General features: G+C 69.9%; 17 protein-coding genes and 1 pseudogene. 6 read left to right on the top strand and 12 right to left on the bottom strand.

The window, feature by feature from the left end; genetic code table 11:
* The 5 genes from ABZ656_RS48165 to ABZ656_RS48145 all read right to left on the bottom strand — a co-directional run.
* On the bottom strand, positions 1-396 hold a 396-nt coding region (locus tag ABZ656_RS48165), incomplete at its 3' end, for an FAD-dependent monooxygenase (RefSeq protein WP_360277610.1).
* A gap of 176 nt (positions 397-572) precedes the next feature.
* Complete coding sequence (locus tag ABZ656_RS48160) at positions 573-1,469, bottom strand: amino acid ABC transporter permease (protein ID WP_101401035.1); 897 nt, start codon at positions 1,467-1,469, stop codon at positions 573-575.
* The gene (locus ABZ656_RS48155; protein WP_101401036.1) at positions 1,466-2,131 is read right to left on the bottom strand and encodes an amino acid ABC transporter permease; all 666 of its coding nucleotides are present in this window, start codon (positions 2,129-2,131) and stop codon (positions 1,466-1,468) included. Before ABZ656_RS48155 ends, ABZ656_RS48160 begins: the two co-directional genes overlap by 4 nt.
* A gap of 75 nt (positions 2,132-2,206) precedes the next feature.
* A complete protein-coding gene (locus ABZ656_RS48150; RefSeq protein ID WP_101401037.1) occupies positions 2,207-3,043 on the bottom strand; it encodes a glutamate ABC transporter substrate-binding protein in 837 nt (278 codons plus the stop codon).
* A gap of 131 nt (positions 3,044-3,174) precedes the next feature.
* On the bottom strand, positions 3,175-3,951 hold the full coding sequence (locus tag ABZ656_RS48145) for an amino acid ABC transporter ATP-binding protein (protein ID WP_054229851.1): 777 nt from the start codon (positions 3,949-3,951) through the stop codon (positions 3,175-3,177).
* 286 nt (positions 3,952-4,237) lie between these two features.
* On the opposite strand from ABZ656_RS48145, the gene ABZ656_RS48140 reads away from it, so the two are divergent.
* The gene (locus tag ABZ656_RS48140; protein ID WP_101401038.1) at positions 4,238-4,924 is read left to right on the top strand and encodes a response regulator transcription factor; all 687 of its coding nucleotides are present in this window, start codon (positions 4,238-4,240) and stop codon (positions 4,922-4,924) included.
* A gap of 9 nt (positions 4,925-4,933) precedes the next feature.
* Positions 4,934-6,343, top strand: coding sequence for a HAMP domain-containing sensor histidine kinase (locus ABZ656_RS48135; RefSeq protein WP_101401039.1), 1,410 nt, complete (start codon positions 4,934-4,936; stop codon positions 6,341-6,343).
* Positions 6,344-6,388: 45 nt separating this feature from the next.
* Here the strand turns inward: ABZ656_RS48135 and ABZ656_RS48130 are convergent, their stop codons facing one another.
* Entirely contained in the window at positions 6,389-7,387 is a 999-nt protein-coding gene (locus ABZ656_RS48130) for a TAXI family TRAP transporter solute-binding subunit (protein WP_101401040.1), read from the bottom strand.
* 193 nt (positions 7,388-7,580) lie between these two features.
* Between ABZ656_RS48130 and ABZ656_RS48125 the strand changes: the two genes are divergently transcribed.
* Positions 7,581-8,042 (top strand): MazG nucleotide pyrophosphohydrolase domain-containing protein, encoded by a 462-nt coding sequence (locus ABZ656_RS48125; RefSeq protein ID WP_360277603.1) that lies wholly within the window; start codon positions 7,581-7,583, stop codon positions 8,040-8,042.
* Positions 8,043-8,066: 24 nt separating this feature from the next.
* Here the strand turns inward: ABZ656_RS48125 and ABZ656_RS48120 are convergent, their stop codons facing one another.
* On the bottom strand, positions 8,067-9,326 hold the full coding sequence (locus ABZ656_RS48120; protein ID WP_360277600.1) for a cation:proton antiporter: 1,260 nt from the start codon (positions 9,324-9,326) through the stop codon (positions 8,067-8,069).
* 4 nt (positions 9,327-9,330) lie between these two features.
* Positions 9,331-9,816 (bottom strand): TrkA C-terminal domain-containing protein, encoded by a 486-nt coding sequence (locus ABZ656_RS48115; protein ID WP_360277597.1) that lies wholly within the window; start codon positions 9,814-9,816, stop codon positions 9,331-9,333.
* 194 nt (positions 9,817-10,010) lie between these two features.
* Here ABZ656_RS48115 and ABZ656_RS48110 point away from each other — a divergent pair, with 194 nt between their 5' ends.
* Together ABZ656_RS48110 and ABZ656_RS48105 are read left to right on the top strand one after the other, a co-directional pair.
* Entirely contained in the window at positions 10,011-11,027 is a 1,017-nt protein-coding gene (locus ABZ656_RS48110) for a HAMP domain-containing sensor histidine kinase (protein WP_360277617.1), read from the top strand.
* 32 nt (positions 11,028-11,059) lie between these two features.
* Positions 11,060-11,743: a response regulator transcription factor gene (locus ABZ656_RS48105; RefSeq protein ID WP_360277614.1), complete on the top strand. Its 684-nt coding sequence runs from the start codon at positions 11,060-11,062 to the stop codon at positions 11,741-11,743.
* Positions 11,744-11,792: 49 nt separating this feature from the next.
* Here the strand turns inward: ABZ656_RS48105 and ABZ656_RS48100 are convergent, their stop codons facing one another.
* The 3 genes from ABZ656_RS48100 to ABZ656_RS48090 all read right to left on the bottom strand — a co-directional run bounded on the left by ABZ656_RS48100 (position 11,793) and on the right by ABZ656_RS48090 (position 15,567).
* Positions 11,793-12,317: a hypothetical protein gene (locus ABZ656_RS48100; protein ID WP_129592107.1), complete on the bottom strand. Its 525-nt coding sequence runs from the start codon at positions 12,315-12,317 to the stop codon at positions 11,793-11,795.
* Positions 12,318-12,816: 499 nt separating this feature from the next.
* Complete coding sequence (locus ABZ656_RS48095; protein WP_101401047.1) at positions 12,817-14,676, bottom strand: M1 family aminopeptidase; 1,860 nt, start codon at positions 14,674-14,676, stop codon at positions 12,817-12,819.
* A gap of 276 nt (positions 14,677-14,952) precedes the next feature.
* Positions 14,953-15,567: a DUF6817 domain-containing protein gene (locus tag ABZ656_RS48090; RefSeq protein WP_360277593.1), complete on the bottom strand. Its 615-nt coding sequence runs from the start codon at positions 15,565-15,567 to the stop codon at positions 14,953-14,955.
* A 142-nt stretch (positions 15,568-15,709) separates the two neighbouring features.
* Between ABZ656_RS48090 and ABZ656_RS48085 the strand changes: the two genes are divergently transcribed.
* Entirely contained in the window at positions 15,710-16,165 is a 456-nt protein-coding gene (locus tag ABZ656_RS48085; protein WP_101401048.1) for a GNAT family N-acetyltransferase, read from the top strand.
* A 394-nt stretch (positions 16,166-16,559) separates the two neighbouring features.
* On the opposite strand, the pseudogene ABZ656_RS48080 reads toward ABZ656_RS48085, so the two are convergent.
* Positions 16,560-17,171, bottom strand: a pseudogene (locus tag ABZ656_RS48080) (hypothetical protein); the annotation flags it as partial.

Genomic DNA, 17,171 nt, shown 5'->3' with positions numbered 1-17,171 from the left:
AAACGCCCGCGCGCCGCTTACCTCGCCGTGCGCACCGCCTCCCGAGCCGTGCGCCCCCGAGCCGTGCGCCGCGCCCCCAAGGCCTTGCGCATCGGCTTCGAAGTCCGGCGAGTCGGTGCCCGATGCCCCGGCAGCGAAGTCGATCTCGCGCATCACCTGCTTGCGCCGCATCGACCGCCATCCGGCCCAACGGAAACCGGCATCGGTGAGGGGCAGGCCCGTCAGTCGCTCGACGAGCGCGGCCGTGTCCTCGCGCAGCACCACCGTCCGCGCGAGCCGTTGTTCGTCCTTGCCCGGCCCCTCGTCGAGGACCACGGAGGGGACCTCCTGGCGGGCCAGCGCAAGGGCCAGCGTGAGGCCCACGGGCCCCGCGCCGACGATGATCACCGGGTCCACGGCGCGCGGCCCCCTGCCCGGAGCGGCGTCCTGAGGAACGTTCGGGGACAGGCAGTTGGAGCGGGGTGCACGATCACAGAACGTATGCAACCCATTGCCGGTGCTTGCGTCAAGTGACGGGGGCAGTGGTGATCACCCCACTGCCCCCGTTGACGCCGACGCAGGGTGAGGACCCGTCAGATGCTGCCGTCTGCGCCGCCTGCGCCGGTCGACTCCGTGCCCCCGACCGCGGCCGGCGCGAGCACCACGCCCGTCGACTTCTTGCCGCGCCGCAGTCGTCCCTCCAGCCAACTCGCGAAGCTCGTGAGGCTGAAGTTGATCGCGATGTAGATCAGGGCCACCACGGTGAAGCTGGCGATGGTGTTCGCGCCGTAGTACGCGCTCATCGGGCCGACGGAGGCGAGCAGCTCGGGGAAGGTGAGGACCGCGCCGCCGAGCGCGGTGTCCTTCACGATCACGACGAGCTGGCTGACGATCGCCGGCAGCATCGCGGTGACCGCCTGCGGCAGCAGGATGAACCGCATGACCTGGTTCTTGCGCAGACCGACGGCCATGGCCGCCTCTGACTGCCCCTTGGGCAGCGACAGGATGCCCGCGCGGACGATCTCCGCGAGGACCGAGGAGTTGTAGAGCACCAGTCCCGTGAAGACCGCGTAGAGCGGACGGTCGTCCGAGCTGATGTTCGTGTACTCGGAGTACGCGGCGAGAGCGAAGATCATGAGGACCAGCACCGGGATGGCGCGGAAGAACTCCACGATCGCGGCCGCGGGTATTCGGATCCATGCGTGGTCGGAGAGCCGGGCGATGCCGAAGAAGGCGCCGAGCGGCAGGGCGATGACCATGGCCAGGGCCGCGGCCTTCAGGGTGTTCAGCAGTCCCGGCCAGAGGTACGTGCTCCAGGCCTCGCCGTGGACGAAGGGTTTCCACTTCTCCCAGGCGAGCTGGTCCTTGTCGTTGAGGCTGGTGATCACCCACCACAACAGGGCCGCGAAGGCGACCAGGAACAGCGCCGAGTAGAGGATGTTGCGCCGCTTGGCGCGGGGGCCCTGGGCGTCGTACAGGACGGACGTCATCGCTTCACCGCCACCTTCTTGCCCACCCAGCCGAGGAGGAGGCCGGTCGGCAGTGTCAGACACATGAACCCGAAGGCGAAGACGGCGGAGATCGCGATGAGTTGGGCCTCGTTCTCGATCATGGACTTCATCAGGGTGGCCGCTTCGGCGACACCGATCGCGGCCGCCACCGTGGTGTTCTTCGTCAGGGCGATCAGCACGTTCGTCAGTGGGCCGACGACCGAACGGAACGCCTGGGGAAGCACGATCAGGGTGAGGACCTGGGTGAAGTTCAGACCGATGGCGCGGGCCGCTTCCGCCTGCCCGACGGGCACGGTGTTGATGCCGGAGCGCAGCGCCTCGCAGACGAAGGCCGAGGTGTAGGCGATCAGACCGAGCACGGCCAGCCGGAAGTTGATCGTCTCGAACTTGTCCGCGCCGAGACTCACCCCCAGGGTCTGGTTGAGGCCCAGCGAGGTGAACAGGATGATCACGGTCAGCGGGATGTTCCGCACGATGTTCACGTAGGCGGTGCCGAAACCGCGCATGAGAGGCACCGGACCGACCCGCATGGCGGCCAGCAGGGTTCCCCATATCAGGGAGCCGACGGCTGAGAGGACGGTGAGTTTCACCGTCATCCAGAACGCTCCCAGCAGGTCGTAACCTTGAAGAAAGTCGAACACGATTTCCCGCGCTTCCGCGTGTGGTGATGCCCGGGTGCGCCGCCCCCCGAGGGCGGCGCACCGGCGGGCCCGACATCAGCTGACGATGTTGCCGATCTTCGGAGCGGGCTCGTTCTTGTAGTTCGCCGGACCGAAGTTCTTGTCCACGGCCTTCTGCCAGGAACCGTCGGAGACCATCGCCTCGAGAGCCGTGTTGATCTTGGCCTTGAGGTCGCTGCCCTTCTTGACGCCGATGCCGTAGTTCTCGTTGGTCATCTTGAAGCCGCCGAGCTTGAACTTGCCCTTGAAGGCGGCCTGCGAGGCATAGCCGGCGAGGATCGAGTCGTCCGTCGTCAGGGCGTCGATCGCCTTGTTCTGCAGACCCGTCAGGCAGGCCGAGTACGTCGGGTACTGCTGGAGTTGGGCCTTGGGCGCCAGCTTGTCGTGCACGTTCTGCGCCGAGGTCGAACCGGTCACGGAACACAGCTTCTTGCTGTTGAGGTCCGACGGCGACTTGATGGCGGTGTCGTCGGCGCGGATCAGCACGTCCTGGTGGGCGAGCAGGTAAGGGCCGGCGAAGTCGACCTTCGTCTCGCGCTCGGGGGTGATCGAGTAGGAGGCGGCGATGAAGTCGACGTCACCGCGCGAGAGCGCGTTCTCGCGGTCGGCGCTCTTCGTCTCCTTCCACTGGATCTGGTCGGGCTTGTAGCCGAGCTTCCCGGCGACGTACGTGGCGACGTCGACGTCGAAGCCCGCGTAACCCTGCGGGGTCTTCTGGCCGATGCCCGGCTGGTCGAACTTGATACCGACGGTGATCTTCTTGCCGCCGCCGGAGGAGTCGCTGTCCTTCTTGTCGTCCGAACCGCACGCCGTGGCGGTGACGGCGAGGGCGAGTACGACGGCCGAGGCGGCGGTGACCTTACGGAGCTTCATGGTGAACATCCTTTGGGTGGGGAGGAGATGCAGGTCTTCAGGCATGGGCTTCAGCGGTGAACGTCAGTGGTGAACGTCAGTGATGAACGTCGGTTCACGCACGAACTTCAGTGATGACGAAGCGCAGGCCGTCAGTGGTGAAGGATCTTCGACAGGAAGTCCTTGGCGCGGTCGCTGCGGGGATTGCTGAAGAACTGGTCCGGCACGGCCTCTTCGACGATGCGACCGTCGGCCATGAAGACCACCCGGTTGGCAGCCGAACGAGCGAAGCCCATCTCGTGGGTGACGACGATCATCGTCATGCCGTCGCTCGCGAGTTGCTGCATGACCTCCAGGACCTCGTTGATCATCTCGGGGTCGAGTGCCGAGGTCGGCTCGTCGAAGAGCATGACCTTGGGGTCCATCGCCAGCGCCCGCGCGATCGCGACCCGCTGCTGCTGACCGCCCGACAACTGCGCGGGATACTTGTCCGCCTGAGTGCCCACGCCCACCCGGTCGAGCAGTCCGCGGGCCTTCTCCTCGGCCGCCTTCTTGTCGGCCTTGCGGACCTTGATCTGACCCAGCATCACGTTCTCGAGCACCGTCTTGTGCGCGAAGAGGTTGAAGGACTGGAAGACCATGCCCACGTCGGCCCGCAGCCGGGCCAGTGCCTTGCCCTCGTCGGGCAGCGGCTTGCCGTCGATCGTGATGTCGCCCGAATCGATCGTCTCCAGGCGGTTGATGGTGCGGCACAGGGTGGACTTCCCGGACCCGGAGGGCCCGATGACCACGACGACCTCGCCACGTGCGATCGTCAGGTCGATGTCCTGGAGCACGTGCAACGCGCCGAAGTGCTTGTTGACGCTCTTCAGGACGACCAGGTCCTCGGTCGCGGCCACGGCATCCTTGGCCACCGATACTTCGGTCATCGCTCTGGGGCTCCGTCCTCCTCGGTTTCGGTGGACAGTAGTGACCCCGTGCGACCAGCGTCATTACATCTGAGGGGAACTTGAGCATCACGATCCGGTAGCAATCGGACACGTGTCGTAGCAGCTGTTGCGCGACCGCGTACCGGCTGGGTAACGGAAGTCCTCCGCGACCCGAAGCCTCTTGACGCCGTCGTGATCCATCGGCGTGACTTCCTTGGTGCACACGCGTGTGCGCCGCGATCCAACGGGATCGGACCGTACGACCGATGAACCGGAGGGGGCCGGAGTGAGACTGCTGCTCGTCGAGGACGACAACCACGTCGCGGCTGCCCTGTCCGCGGTGCTGGCGCGACACGGCTTCGACGTCACGCACGCCCGCAGCGGTGAGGAGGCCCTGCAGGCGCTGGTTCCGGAAAGCGACGGCTTCGGTGTGGTCCTGCTCGACCTGGGCCTGCCCGACCAGGACGGCTACGAGGTCTGCGGCAAGATCCGCAAACGCACCAGCACTCCGGTGATCATGGTCACCGCCCGCTCCGACGTACGGTCCCGGATCCACGGCCTCAACCTCGGCGCCGACGACTACGTGGTGAAGCCCTACGACACCGGAGAACTGCTCGCCCGTATCCACGCCGTCAGTCGGCGCAGCGTCTCCGACGACGCCGCCGGTTCCGGCGACACCGCGCTGCGGCTCGGGCCGGTCCGCATCGAACTGCCCACCCGCCAGGTCAGCGTCGACGGTTCGGTCGTCCAACTGACCCGCAAGGAGTTCGACCTGCTCGCGCTGCTCGCCCAGCGCCCCGGGGTGGTCTTCCGCCGGGAGCAGATCATCAGCGAGGTGTGGCGCACCAGTTGGGAGGGGACCGGGCGCACCCTGGAGGTGCATGTCGCGTCCCTGCGCTCCAAGCTGCGCATGCCGGCGCTGATCGAGACCGTGCGCGGCGTGGGGTACCGGCTCGTCGCTCCCGCGGCGTAGCGTGCACCGGTGCGCACCCGCCTCCTTCCGCTGCTCATCGTCCTGATGGCAGCCGTGCTGCTCGCGCTCGGCATCCCGCTCGCCGTGAGTGTCGCGGCCGCCGAGCAACAGCGTGTGGTCGTCGACCGCATCGACGACACGGCACGCTTCGCCGCCCTCGCGCAGTTCGTCACCGACCAGCCCGCCGGCGGCTCCCGGGTGGGCACGACGGACGAGCGCGGGGAGACCCTGCGCAAGGAACTCGTCGCGTACTACGAGGTGTACGGCATCCGCGTCGGCGTCTTCTACCGCGACCTCGCCCCCATGGCCAACGCGCCCGAGAACTGGTACGTGGTCGGCAAGGGCGAGGGGCGCGACGCCTTCAACGAGGCGCTCCTGGGCCGCCGCAGCCACGACCCGGAGCAGGTCTGGCCGTGGCAGCGCGACCGGCTCGTCGTCGCGTCGCCGGTCATCCGGGACGGCGACGTCATCGCGGTCGTGGTCACCGACTCGCCCACCGGACAGATGCGTTCGAAGATCCTGCACGGCTGGGTGATCATCGGCGCGGGCGAGGTCGCCGCGATGCTCCTCGCCCTCGGCGCGGCGCTGCGGCTCACCGGCTGGGTACTCAGGCCCGTACGCGTCCTCGACGCCACCACCCACGACATCGCGACCGGGCGGCTGAAGTCGCGGGTCGCGGTCGCGGGCGGTCCGCCGGAACTCAGGCGCCTGGCCCGGTCGTTCAACGAGATGGCGGACAACGTCGAAGACGTCCTGGAGCAGCAGCGCGCCTTCGTCGCCGACGCCTCGCACCAGTTGCGCAACCCGCTCTCGGCGCTGCTGCTGCGCATCGAACTGCTCGCGCTCGAACTGCCGGAGGACAATGAGGAGATCGCGTCGGTCCGCACCGAGGGCAAGCGCCTCGCCGAGGTCCTGGACGACCTGCTCGACCTGGCGCTCGCCGAGCACGCCGAGGCGGACCTGCGGCTGACCGACATCGGTGAGCTGGCGGCCGAGCGCGTCGCGTCCTGGTCACCACTGGCCGACAGCAAGGGCGTACGCCTGACGGGGACCTGCCCGGCCACCACCGCCTGGGCCGACCCGGTCACCCTGTCCAGTGCCCTGGACGCGGTGATCGACAACGCGCTGAAGTTCACGCCCGAGGGCGAGGACGTCGAGGTGACGGTCGCGTCGAACGGCGAGGTCTCGACGGTGGTCGTCACCGACCGCGGTCCGGGCCTCAGCGACGAGGAACTGGCCCGCATCGGCGACCGCTTCTGGCGCAGCGCGGGGCACCAGAACATCAAGGGCTCGGGCCTGGGCCTGTCCATCTCGCGGGTGCTGCTCTCGGCGGGCGGCGGGTCCATCGCGTACGCCCGACACGAGCCGCACGGCCTCGAGGTGACGGTGACGGTGCCGAGGTCGCGGCCCGAGTCGTGAGCGGGGCGGCCACGGCCGCGGGCTGTGGCCGGGAGACGGCCCGCGCTACGGCTTGACCGAGCGGTAGTAGCGCCGGGCGCCCTCGTGCAGGGGCAGCGGATCCGTGTAGATGGCCGTGCGCAGGTCCACCAGCTGGGCCGCGTGCACCTGACGGCCGATGCCGTCGCGGCTGTTGATCACCGTGCGGGTGAGCTCCTCGGTGAGCCGGGCGTCCGAGTCCTCCCGGGTGATCAGGAAGTTCGCCACCGCCAGCGTCTGCACGGACGAGCCCTGCTGGGCCTCGGGGTAGGCGTCGGCGGGCATCACCGCGGACCGGTAGTAGCGGGCTGCGCCGCCCTGCTCGTGCAGTTTCGCGACGAGGTCGCCGGTGATCGGCACCAGCCTGACGGCGAAGCTCTTCGAGAGCTGCTGCACCGCGCTCGTCGGCAGGCCGCCCGACCAGAAGAAGGCGTCGATCTTGTGCTGTTCGAGCAGGTCCGGCATGGTGCCGATGCCGTCCGGAAACGGCTTGATGTCCTTCGCGGAGTCGAGCCCGGCCGCCTGTAGAACATGCTCCGCTATCAGCCGTACCCCGGAGCCGTCCGGCCCCACGGCGACCCTCTTGCCCCGCAGGTCCGCCACCGACTGCACGGACGAGGAACGCGGGACGACCAGGTGCACATAGTCGTCGTACAGCCGGGCGCAGCCGCGCAGTTGGCCGGCTCCCGGCTTGTTCTCCAGGATGTACGTCTCCACCGCGTCGGCCGCCGCGATGGTGAAGTCGGCCTGGCCCGTGGCCACCCGGCGGACGTTCTCCTGCGAGCCGTCGCTGTTCTTCAGCCGGACGTCCAGACGCGGCATGTCCTTGGCGAGCGCGGTCTGCAGCAGCGTGCCGTACTTCTGGTACACCCCGGTCGGGGTGCCCGTGCTGAACGTGATCCTGCCGCCCGGCGACTCCTCGCCCAGCGGCAGCAGCCACCACAACAGCAGCCCGAACACCACGAGCGCGGCGGCCGAGCCGAACAGCGCGCGGCGCCGGTCGATACGGGGGAGTGCCAGGAACATGCGCGCGATCCTGCCAGCCGGGGTGCCGTCCTGACCAGGGCGGGGCCGAGAGGAGGCCGGGGGAGGGCGAGAGGGGGCCGGGACGGGGGGCGAGAGGGGGCCGGGACGGGGGGCGAGAGGGGGCCGGTAGGGGCCCGTAGGGGTGCGACATCGGGCCGGCGGGGGTGGGGCATCGGCTCGGTAGGGTCGGCGGATGCAGACCTCGCCCGACTCCCCGGTCACTTCTTCCCCGTCTCCCGTGCCCTCTCCCGCTTCTGCCTCCCCGGCTTCCCTGGTCCGTGAGTTCCACCTCGCCTTCGGGCTCGACGCGCGCAGCACGCCGACGGAGGTCTCCCCGGCGCTGGCCGCCCACCGCGGTGAACTGCTCGCCGAGGAGGCCGCCGAAGTCGCCGAGGTCTCGGTCTCGGGCCCGCTGGACCGGCTCGCGCACGAGCTGGCCGACGTCGTGTACGTGGCGTACGGCACCGCGCTCGTCCACGGCATCGATCTCGACGCGGTGATCGCCGAGGTCCACCGCTCCAACATGACGAAGCTGGGCCCCGACGGACGCGTCGCCCGCCGGGCCGACGGCAAGGTGCTCAAGGGGGAGCACTACCGGGCGCCGGACGTGTCGGAGGTACTGCGGGGGCAGGGGTGGAGGGACGCGGACGCGTAGGCCCCTCTGCTCGATCGGCCCGGCTCAGTCCCCGACGGCGGTCTGCTGCCGGGCCTCATCCTGCGCCTCGGGCTGTTCCGGTTCCGCCCCCTCGGGCTGTGCCGCGGGGCCCCGGCGCTCGGAGAGGCCGAACCGGGCCGTGAGCCGTTCGGCCAGCGGCTGGGCGTAGCGGGCGGTGAGGGGGCCGAGTACGACCAGGATCAGCACGTACGCCGTGGCCAGCGGGCCGAGTGAGGGCTCGATGCCGGCCGTGACCGCGAGCCCGGCGATGACGATGGAGAACTCGCCGCGTGCGACCAGCGCGCCGCCCGCCCGCCATCGCCCGCCGACGGAGATACCGGCCCGGCGTGCCGCCCAGTACCCGGTGGCGATCTTCGTCAGAGCCGTGACGAGGGCCAGCGCGAGCGCGGGCAGCAGCACCGGCGGGATGCTCGCCGGGTCGGTGTGCAGTCCGAAGAAGACGAAGAAGATCGCCGCGAAGAGGTCCCGCAACGGGCTGAGCAGCGTGTGCGCGCCCTCCGCGACCTCCCCGGACAGGGCGATGCCGACCAGGAACGCCCCGACGGCGGCGGAAACCTGGAGCTGCTGCGCGATGCCCGCGACGAGGATCGTCAGGCCCAGCACGACGAGCAGCAGCTTCTCGGGGTCGTCGCTGGAGACGAAACGGGAGATGACACGGCCGTAGCGGACGGCCACGAACAGGACGAGTCCGGCGGCTCCCAGGGCGATCGCGAGCGTCACACTGCCCGCGGCCAGCCCGACCCCGGCCACCAGCGCCGTGACGATGGGCAGGTAGACCGCCATCGCCAGGTCCTCCAGGACGAGGATGCTGAGGATCACCGGTGTCTCCCGGTTGCCCACCCGCCCCAGGTCGCCCAGCACCTTGGCGATGACACCGGACGAGGAGATCCAGGTGACGCCCGCCAGGACCACGGCGGCCACCGGACCCCAGCCGAGCAGCAGCGCGGCGGCCGCGCCGGGCAGGGCGTTGAGGGTGCAGTCGACCAGGCCCGAGGGGTAGTGGGCCTTGAGGTTGGAGACCAGATCGCTGGCCGTGTACTCCAGGCCGAGCATCAGCAGCAGCAGGATGACGCCGATCTCGGCGCCGGTGGCGACGAACTCCTCGCTCGCGCCGAGCGGGAGCAGCCCGCCCTCGCCGAAGGCGAGACCGGCCAGCAGATACAGCGGGATGGGGGAGAACCGCAGCCGGGCGGCGGCCCGCCCGAGCAGCCCGAGACACAGGATGATGGCGCCGAACTCGATCAGCAGAACAGCAGAGTGCACGCGCTCACTCCCGTCCGAGTATCGCCGCGGCGCCGTCGACGCCTTCGCGGGTGCCGACGACGATCAGGGTGTCCCCGCCCGCCAGCCGGAAGTCCGGGGTCGGCGAGGGGATGGCCTCGGCGCGGCGCAGCACCGCCACCACCGACGCGCCGGTCTCGGTCCGCATCCGGGTCTCGCCCAGCACCCGGCCGTTCCAGTGGGACGTCGCGGCGATCTCGATGCGCTCGGCGATCAGCCCGAGGTCGGTGGTGTAGAGCAGGCTCGGGCTGTGGTGAGAGGGCTTCAGCGCGTTGATCAGCGAGGCCGCCTCGCCGCTCGTCAGCCGCAGCGACTGGGCGCAGGAGTCGGGGTCGTCGGCGCGGTACACGCTCACGGTACGGGCGCCGTCGCGGTGCGCCACCACCGACAGGTGGCGCTGTTCGCGCGTCATGAGGTCGTACTGGACCCCGATGCCTGGCAGTGGCGTCGCCCGAAGGCGTGGCGTGGACATGATCTCCCCTTGTTCGTCGAGTCGCGGTCCTGCGTTCCCGTGCAAAACGGTCATGCTGCCATCCGCCGTACGGTGGCGACATGGGTGTTGGCACGGATGGACACGACCGCTCGACAGGCGCGAAGCTGACCGGGACAGCGGCGTCGCCGCAGCTCGGAAGGGCCGCAGGGGCAGGAAGGGACGGACAGAAGAACGTGTCGCTGTTCCGGCGGATCTTCCTGCTCAATGCCGCGGGCCTGACCGTGGCCACCGTGCTGCTGCTGGGCCCGGTCACCGTGTCGACGCCGATACTGCCGGGCGAGGTGCTGGTCGTCGTCGCGGGGCTCGCGGTGTTGCTCGTCGTCAACGCGCTCGTGCTGCGGATAGGACTGGCCCCGCTGCAACGGCTCGGCCGGGCCATGGCCACCGCCGACCTGCTGCATCCCGGGGCCCGGGCACCCGTGACCGGCCCCGCGGAGGTCGCCGGGCTGATCACCACGTACAACACCATGCTCGACCGGCTGGAGACCGAGCGCGCCACCCGTTCGGCCCGCGCGCTCTGCGCGCAGGAGGGCGAGCGCCGACGCATCTCCCAGGAGCTCCACGACGAGGTGGGCCAGACCCTGACCGCCGTGCTGCTGCAGCTCAAGCGGGTCGCCGACCAGGTGCCCGGGGAGCTGCGGGAGGAGGTACTGCAGGCGCAGGAGGCGACCCGCGGCAGCCTGGACGAGATCCGCCGCATCGCCCGCCGGCTGCGCCCCGGTGTCCTGGAGGAGCTCGGGCTGCACAGCGCGCTGCGGTCGCTGGCGGCCGAGTTCACCACGCACGGCCTGTCCGTACGCCATCACCTCGACGGAGATCTGCCGCCGATGACGGAGGAGACGGAACTCGTGGTCTACCGGGTGGCTCAGGAAGGGCTCACCAACACGGCCCGGCACGCGGGCGCCGATCGCGCCGAACTGCGGTTGCGGCGGGTCGTCGGCGTGGAAGGTGGTGACGGCGTCGAGCTCCTCGTACGGGACAACGGCAAGGGCCCCGGCCGGCTGCGGGAAGGGGCGGGGATCAGCGGTATGCGGGAGCGGGCCCTGCTGATCGGCGCCGCGCTCTCGGTCGGGGCCGGGCCAGGGGTGGGCACCGACGTACGGCTGCGGATCTCGACGAAGACCGGCGCAGCGAAGACCGGCGTACCGCCGCAGCTCCGTGCCGCGACCGCATTCGAGGGAGACCGATGACGTCCGTGCCGCCCGTGTCGTCCGCGTCGTCCATGCCGTCCGTGCCCGACCGGCAGTCCGGCGGGGGTCGGCCCACCCGGGTTCTGCTCGCCGACGACCACACGCTCGTGCGCCGTGGTGTACGGCTCATCCTGGACGGCCAACCGGACCTGAGCGTCGTGGCCGAGGCCGGGGACGGGGCGGAAGCGGTCGCGAGGGCCCGCGACACGGACGTGGACCTCGCCGTCCTCGACATCGCGATGCCCCGGATGACCGGGCTCCAGGCGGCCCGCGAGCTCTCCCGCCGGCTTCCGGACCTGCGCATCCTCATCCTGACGATGTACGACAACGAGCAGTACTTCTTCGAGGCGCTCAAGGCCGGGGCCTGCGGTTACGTGCTGAAGTCGGTCGCCGACCGCGACCTGGTCGAGGCGTGCCGGGCGGCGATGCGCGACGAGCCGTTCATCTATCCCGGCGCCGAGACCGCGCTCGTACGCACCTACCTGGAGCGGATGCGACGCGGCGAGGGACTGCCCGTGCGGACCGTCACCGACCGCGAGGAGGAGGTGCTGAAGCTGGTCGCCGAGGGCCACACGACGAAGGAGATCGCCGAACTGCTCTACATCAGCGCCAAGACCGTGGAGAGCCATCGGGCGAACCTGCTGCAGAAGCTCGGCCTGCGCGACCGCCTCGAACTCACCCGGTACGCGATCAGGGCCGGACTCATCGAACCGTGAAAGGGCCGACCCATGCCCGGGTCGGCCCTCTCGTCGCGGTGCCGGCGGGTCACTTCACCGTCACGAGTACGGTCGGCGAGACGATCTTGCCCGCCATGACCCGGAGCTGCTCCTTGCCCTTGTTGTTGAGCTTGGTGATCAGGGAGTAGCTGCTGCCGTTCTTGAGCACGGTGCTGGACTTCAGAGCGGTCCACTTACCGTTGTGCATGTGCAGCAGTACCACCTTGGTGCCGACCTTCACGCCCTTGGCGCGTCCGGTGAGCGTCACCGACTGCCCGGGGTGCACCTGGGTCTTGCTCACCCTGGCGGTGATCGAGCCGCTGGCCATGCCCATGCCCGTCCTGGTGGGCATGGGCATGCCGGTCCTGGTGGGCATGGGCATGCCGGTCCTGGTGGGCTTGGCAGTGCCGGTGATGTGCGGCCTCGCGGTGCCGGTCATGCTCGGCTTCGGGCTCGGTGAGGCCGCGCTCGGGGACGCGGCGAAGGCGCCCGCCGTCCCGGCCGACAGCAGAGTGACGGAGAGCGCACCGGCGCCGATCGCCTTGGCGCAGCGGCTGCGGAATGTGGAATTCACGTGTGACTCCTGACGTGACGGGGTCCCCCCACAAACGGATCACGCCCATATGGGCGAAATGTTCGCTTTTGAGGTTATCCACGTCATTGCCGAGCCTGCGACCGGACGAAGGCTCCATCCTCGTGCGAAAAGCGTCGAAAACCCCCATCATTCGACAAAAACGCCTGGTCGGCGGGGGTTGCGGAGGGTTATCAAGTTATTACCCAACGTCCACGGTGGTCGCTGGAAGGGGACGGTTCGCCGCACGCCGCGGCCGGCAGCCTGCCGGTCGACGCCGGGGGAGGGTGTTCCGGGGCGAGCCGGTACTCCACCGGGACCACCAGGGGCCGTGGCCCGCAAGGAGCCCCGCGTCGCCTGGCGGTCCTTGGCGGGCTGTCCCCTCACCCGGCGGTCGACCAGTAGGAGTGGGTCGGCGTCACGACGCTGATCACGCACGTCCCGGTTGCCGGTTCGCCGCGGATGACACCCGAGGGGCCAACCGCGGCGAACCGGCGCCGTATCAGCCGTCGATGCGGTGCTGGGTCCAGAACGAGGTCAGGTCCGTGGTCGTGGCAGCCTGGGCGGCCGCCTTGAACTCGGCCGTGGTCGAGACGCCGTACCAGTGCGAAGTGGCGTAATCCTTCAGCAACTTGGCCATGGTGGTGTCACCGAGGACGCGCCGCAGATCGTGCAGGGCGCACTTGCCGTATCCGTAGACGACGGTGGAGTACCGGGACGAGTGGGCGTCCCAGTAGGCCATCGAGTCGGTGATCTTCTCCGCCGTCGAGGCCCAGGAGACGCTGTTCCAGCAGTTCGTGCCGGTACTGCCCAGCGCCAGGTCGGTGGCGTAGTCGGTGAACGCCTCGTCCAGCCACGGGCTGTTGTACTCGTCGTCGCCGACGATCCCGTAGAACCACTGGTGTCCGATCTCATGGGTGAGCGCCGTGGTGGAGACCAGGTCGAGGACGAACCCCGGGTACTCCATGCCGCCGAACCAGAAGTTGTTGTCGATCACGGCGTCCAACTCGCCGTACGGGTAGGCGCCGAAGCGGCCCGCATGGGCGTCCACCGCGGTCTTCGCGGTGGTGAGCATGGACTGTGCGCTGGACGAACTGATCCCCGAGACCGAGTAGATGTTGATCGGGGTGCCCGCCGCCGACGTACCCGAGATCTTGGTGAACGGGCCCGCCGCCCACGCGAAGTCACGGACCTTGGAGGCGGTGGCCGTGGTGACCGTGCGTCCGCTGGAGCCGGGGGTGTCCACCGAGGTGCCCGTGGCCGGGACCAGCAGGGTGGTCGGGTGGTCGAGGGTCACCTTGAAGTCGGCGGCCAGGGAGTAGAACGACTCGCCGTTGTTGGTGTACGGGTCCAGGTGCCAGCCCGAGCCGTCCTTGACGGCGAGGACCGGCAGCGCGTTGCCGATCATGCTGAACGCGCCGTCGTAGCCGAAGCGGTCGGCGCCGCTGGGGACAGTGATCCCCAGGTCGAAGCCGATCGTGGTCGACTGGCCCTGCGCCAGCGGGGCCGGGAGGGCGATCTGCAGAGCGGTGCAGCCGACCGACAGGGCGCCCGCGGTGCCCCCGGTGACGTTGCTGACCGTGATCGGCATCGCGGAGCAGGTGCCGTGATAGTTGTCCCACAGCCTCAGGTACACCTCGCTGAGCGCGGTGGAGGAGGCGTTGGTGAACGTCGCGCTCTCGTGTCCGGTCCAGCCCGTGCCGCTCGTGTTGCTGCTCAGGCTGACGGTGTACGAGGGGGCGGCCGGCGTGCGCGTGGAGTCCGCCGGCGGGGTCGTGCCGCCGGAGGTGTCGAGGGCGATGTCGTCGAGGACGAAGCTCGTCTGGAGGCTGGAGTCCTCGGTCCCGGTGAAGGCGAGGCTCACGGTCTGGCCCGCGAACGCCGACACGTCGAACGACTTCTGTACGTAGCCGGTGGCCTTGTTGAGGTTCGAGTACGTCGCCAGTGTCGTACTGCCGATCTTCGCCGTCAGCTTGTCGTACGCGGTCGACGAGGTCGTCTCGGCGGTGTCGATGTGCAGCCAGAAGGTGAGCGTGGCGCTGCTGCACCCGGACGGGATCGTGACGCTCTGCGAGAGGGTGTCGGTGTGTGTGCTGCCGACACCGTTCAGCCAGGCGAAGCTGGTGCCGCCGTGGGCGCTCTGACCGGAACGGCTGGTGATCACGGTCGACGACGACTGGGTCCAGGGCGAAGTCCCGCCCTCGAAACCACCGTTGGTGACCACCTGGGCCGGAGTGCATGCGGCGGCCAGTGGTGCGGTGGGCGGCGCGGCTGCCGCCGGGGTGACGGGGAGCAGGGCGGCGGCCAACGCGGCGATGCCCAGTGCGCTCGCGGCGAGGGCCTTGTGGGGGGTCGGTCTCACACGAAACTCCTTTGAGGCGGCCGGGATTCCGGCCTGCTCGGTGGCCGCCCTGACGGCCTGGGTGCGCCGGGGGCAGCCGGGGGCTGTGCGCATCGCTTGCGCGATCGCTGGGGTGAGATTTCCGTTGCGTCTCCCTGTGGTCAGGGCGACGGCTGCGGGAAGCCTGGCAGATTTGACCGGGGCATGCCATCAGTGGCGGGTAAAAGTGTTCGCTGACCTCAAGCGTTCGGGCTCCGGCTGCGGCCGTGGCCGGTACGAGTCGGTCGAACTCGGTGATCAGTGGTCCGGGAGCGCGGCGTGCGGGCCGAGCTGCCGGGTGCAGGCGTCCCGGGCCGGGGCGGACAGCAGGTCGCCCGCTCCGGCCAGCAGCCGGTACAGGGCCGGGCCGTACCGCTCGGCCAGTTCCTCGTTGTGGGCCAGTACGTCGAGTTCGTTGGCGGCGGTGATCTCCAAGAAGGCTCGCAGGTCGTCGTCCGTGGGAATGTGCTCGCGGCCGGTGAAGCGATCACGGAAGACCACGGGCCGATCGCGCCCGATACGGGGGAGGACGGCGCCGCGGTCGCAACTCGCGTACAGGTACACCAGCGCCTCGGCCCGGTCACCGATCAGCTCCGCCAGCATCGCCCGCTCGGCGACCGGCAGCAGGTACGGGTCGAAGCCGTCGGTCCCGTACGCGGCATGGCACAGCCCCGCCGCCTGGACCGCGGGGTCGCCGCCCCAGTCGGCCAGGAGCCGCCGGACACGGCCGAGATGCTCCAGCAGCGTGCCGCCCGGGTGCGGCATCTCGGCGGTTCCCCGCGCACGCAGGAAGGCTTCGGCACGCGACCACCGGGATGCCTCACCGTCGCCGGTTGCTTCGGGTACTCCCGGCACTTCTGGTACTTCGGTCACTTCAGCCCCCTCGGGATGGGGATTCAACGTCTCGGCAGGCCACTGAGAGACTCCCACCATGGAGACGACTGCGGGGGCGGACCGGATACGGCCGGGGCGGGCGCTGCCCGGGAAGGGGTCGGGCCGAGGTCCGGACCGTTCCATGGAATGGGTGCTGCGCTCCGCGGAGCAGGCGGATGTCGAGGTGATCGCCGAGCTGCGGGCGACGGTGATGCGCCCGGACCTGGAGCGGCTGGGCCGGTTCGACGAGCGCCGGGTCCGCCGGCGGCTGCGGGAATCCTTCTCCCCGGGGCACACGTCGGTCGTCATCGCCGACGGCGACTTCGCGGGCTGCGTCACGCTGAGGCCGGCCGAGGACGGGCTGTGGCTGGAGCACTTCTATCTCGTCCCGGGCTTGCAGGGCCGGGGGCTCGGTTCGGCCGTCCTGAGCACCCTGCTGGAGCGCACCGACGCCGACGGCATGCCCGTCCGTCTGAATGTTCTGCAGGGCAGCGCCGCCCGGCGACTGTACGAGCGCCACGGGTTCACCGTGGAGGTTCAGGACCCGATCGACGTCTTCATGGTGCGACGACCGGGTGCGGGCATCCTCGGCCCGTGAGGGAAGAGGCCCGTGAGGGAAGGGGTCCGTGCTGGAAGAGGTCTGCTCCTAGTGCCGCAACAGGCAACGTTCGCCCCGTCGCGACGCCCGGCACGCACTCTCGCCGCACCGGCCGAAAGCCCAAGTACGCCCAGTACGAGGACTTCCGGCCGGCACGCCGAGAGCACGCACCGGACGCCGCTCCTTGACGGGCAAACGTTGCCTGCCGCGGCACTAGCTAGGCCCTGTCGTCAAATTCCCGTCCGCCCCGCGACGCCATGCACGCACTCTCACCGCACCAGGCACAGACCCAAGTACGTCCAGTACGAGGGCCTGTGCCCGGCACGCCGAGAGCACGCACCTGCCGCCGCAGGACCCGCCCTCCGGGCGGACGACGGGAATTTGACGACAGGACCTAGGCCGCGTTGCGCCAGACCTTCACGTCCAAGGTGGCGTACGTCGTCCCGGACGAACCCCGATACGTCACGAGCCCCACGTGCCCCGTCCCGCTCACCACGCACATCTGCTGGCCGACGGTGAGGTCCTTGACCCAGATGTAGCTCTTGTAGCCGGTCGCCGCCTTGCACGCGTCCAGGCTCCCCAGCCGCCCCACGGGCAGCAGGGCGAGAGAGCTGCCGGAGTCGGTGCCGGGGGCGAGGACCGCCCCCGAGGAGTAGACGGCGTACGTCAGATCCTCGTCGGAGGTCCCGGTGTCCGCCTTGGACCGCACCGGAGTGTCCGCGAGATACAGGTCGTGGCTCGCGGTCATCCGGATCCCGGCGTACGTCACCGATACGGGGGCCGTCGGAGCCGCGGGCTTGCTGGACGCGGCGGTCGGGGGAGCCGAAGTCGCGGTCCGCGTGGGCGTCGGGGGCCCCGAAGGGCTGGGCGGCAGAGCGGACCCGGACGTCTTGGGCTTCTTCGAGGCCCGGGGGGACGGGGAGCCGGACGCCGACGGCGAAGCCTCGGCGGCCGTGGCCGACTGCGACGCGGCCACGTCCTGCGCCCGCCTGTCGTTCTTGTCGCC

The sequence above is a fragment of the Streptomyces sp. NPDC007095 genome, from assembly GCF_040634475.1.
Lineage (GTDB): Bacteria > Actinomycetota > Actinomycetes > Streptomycetales > Streptomycetaceae > Streptomyces.
This window is presented reverse-complemented; position numbering and strand designations above follow the sequence as displayed.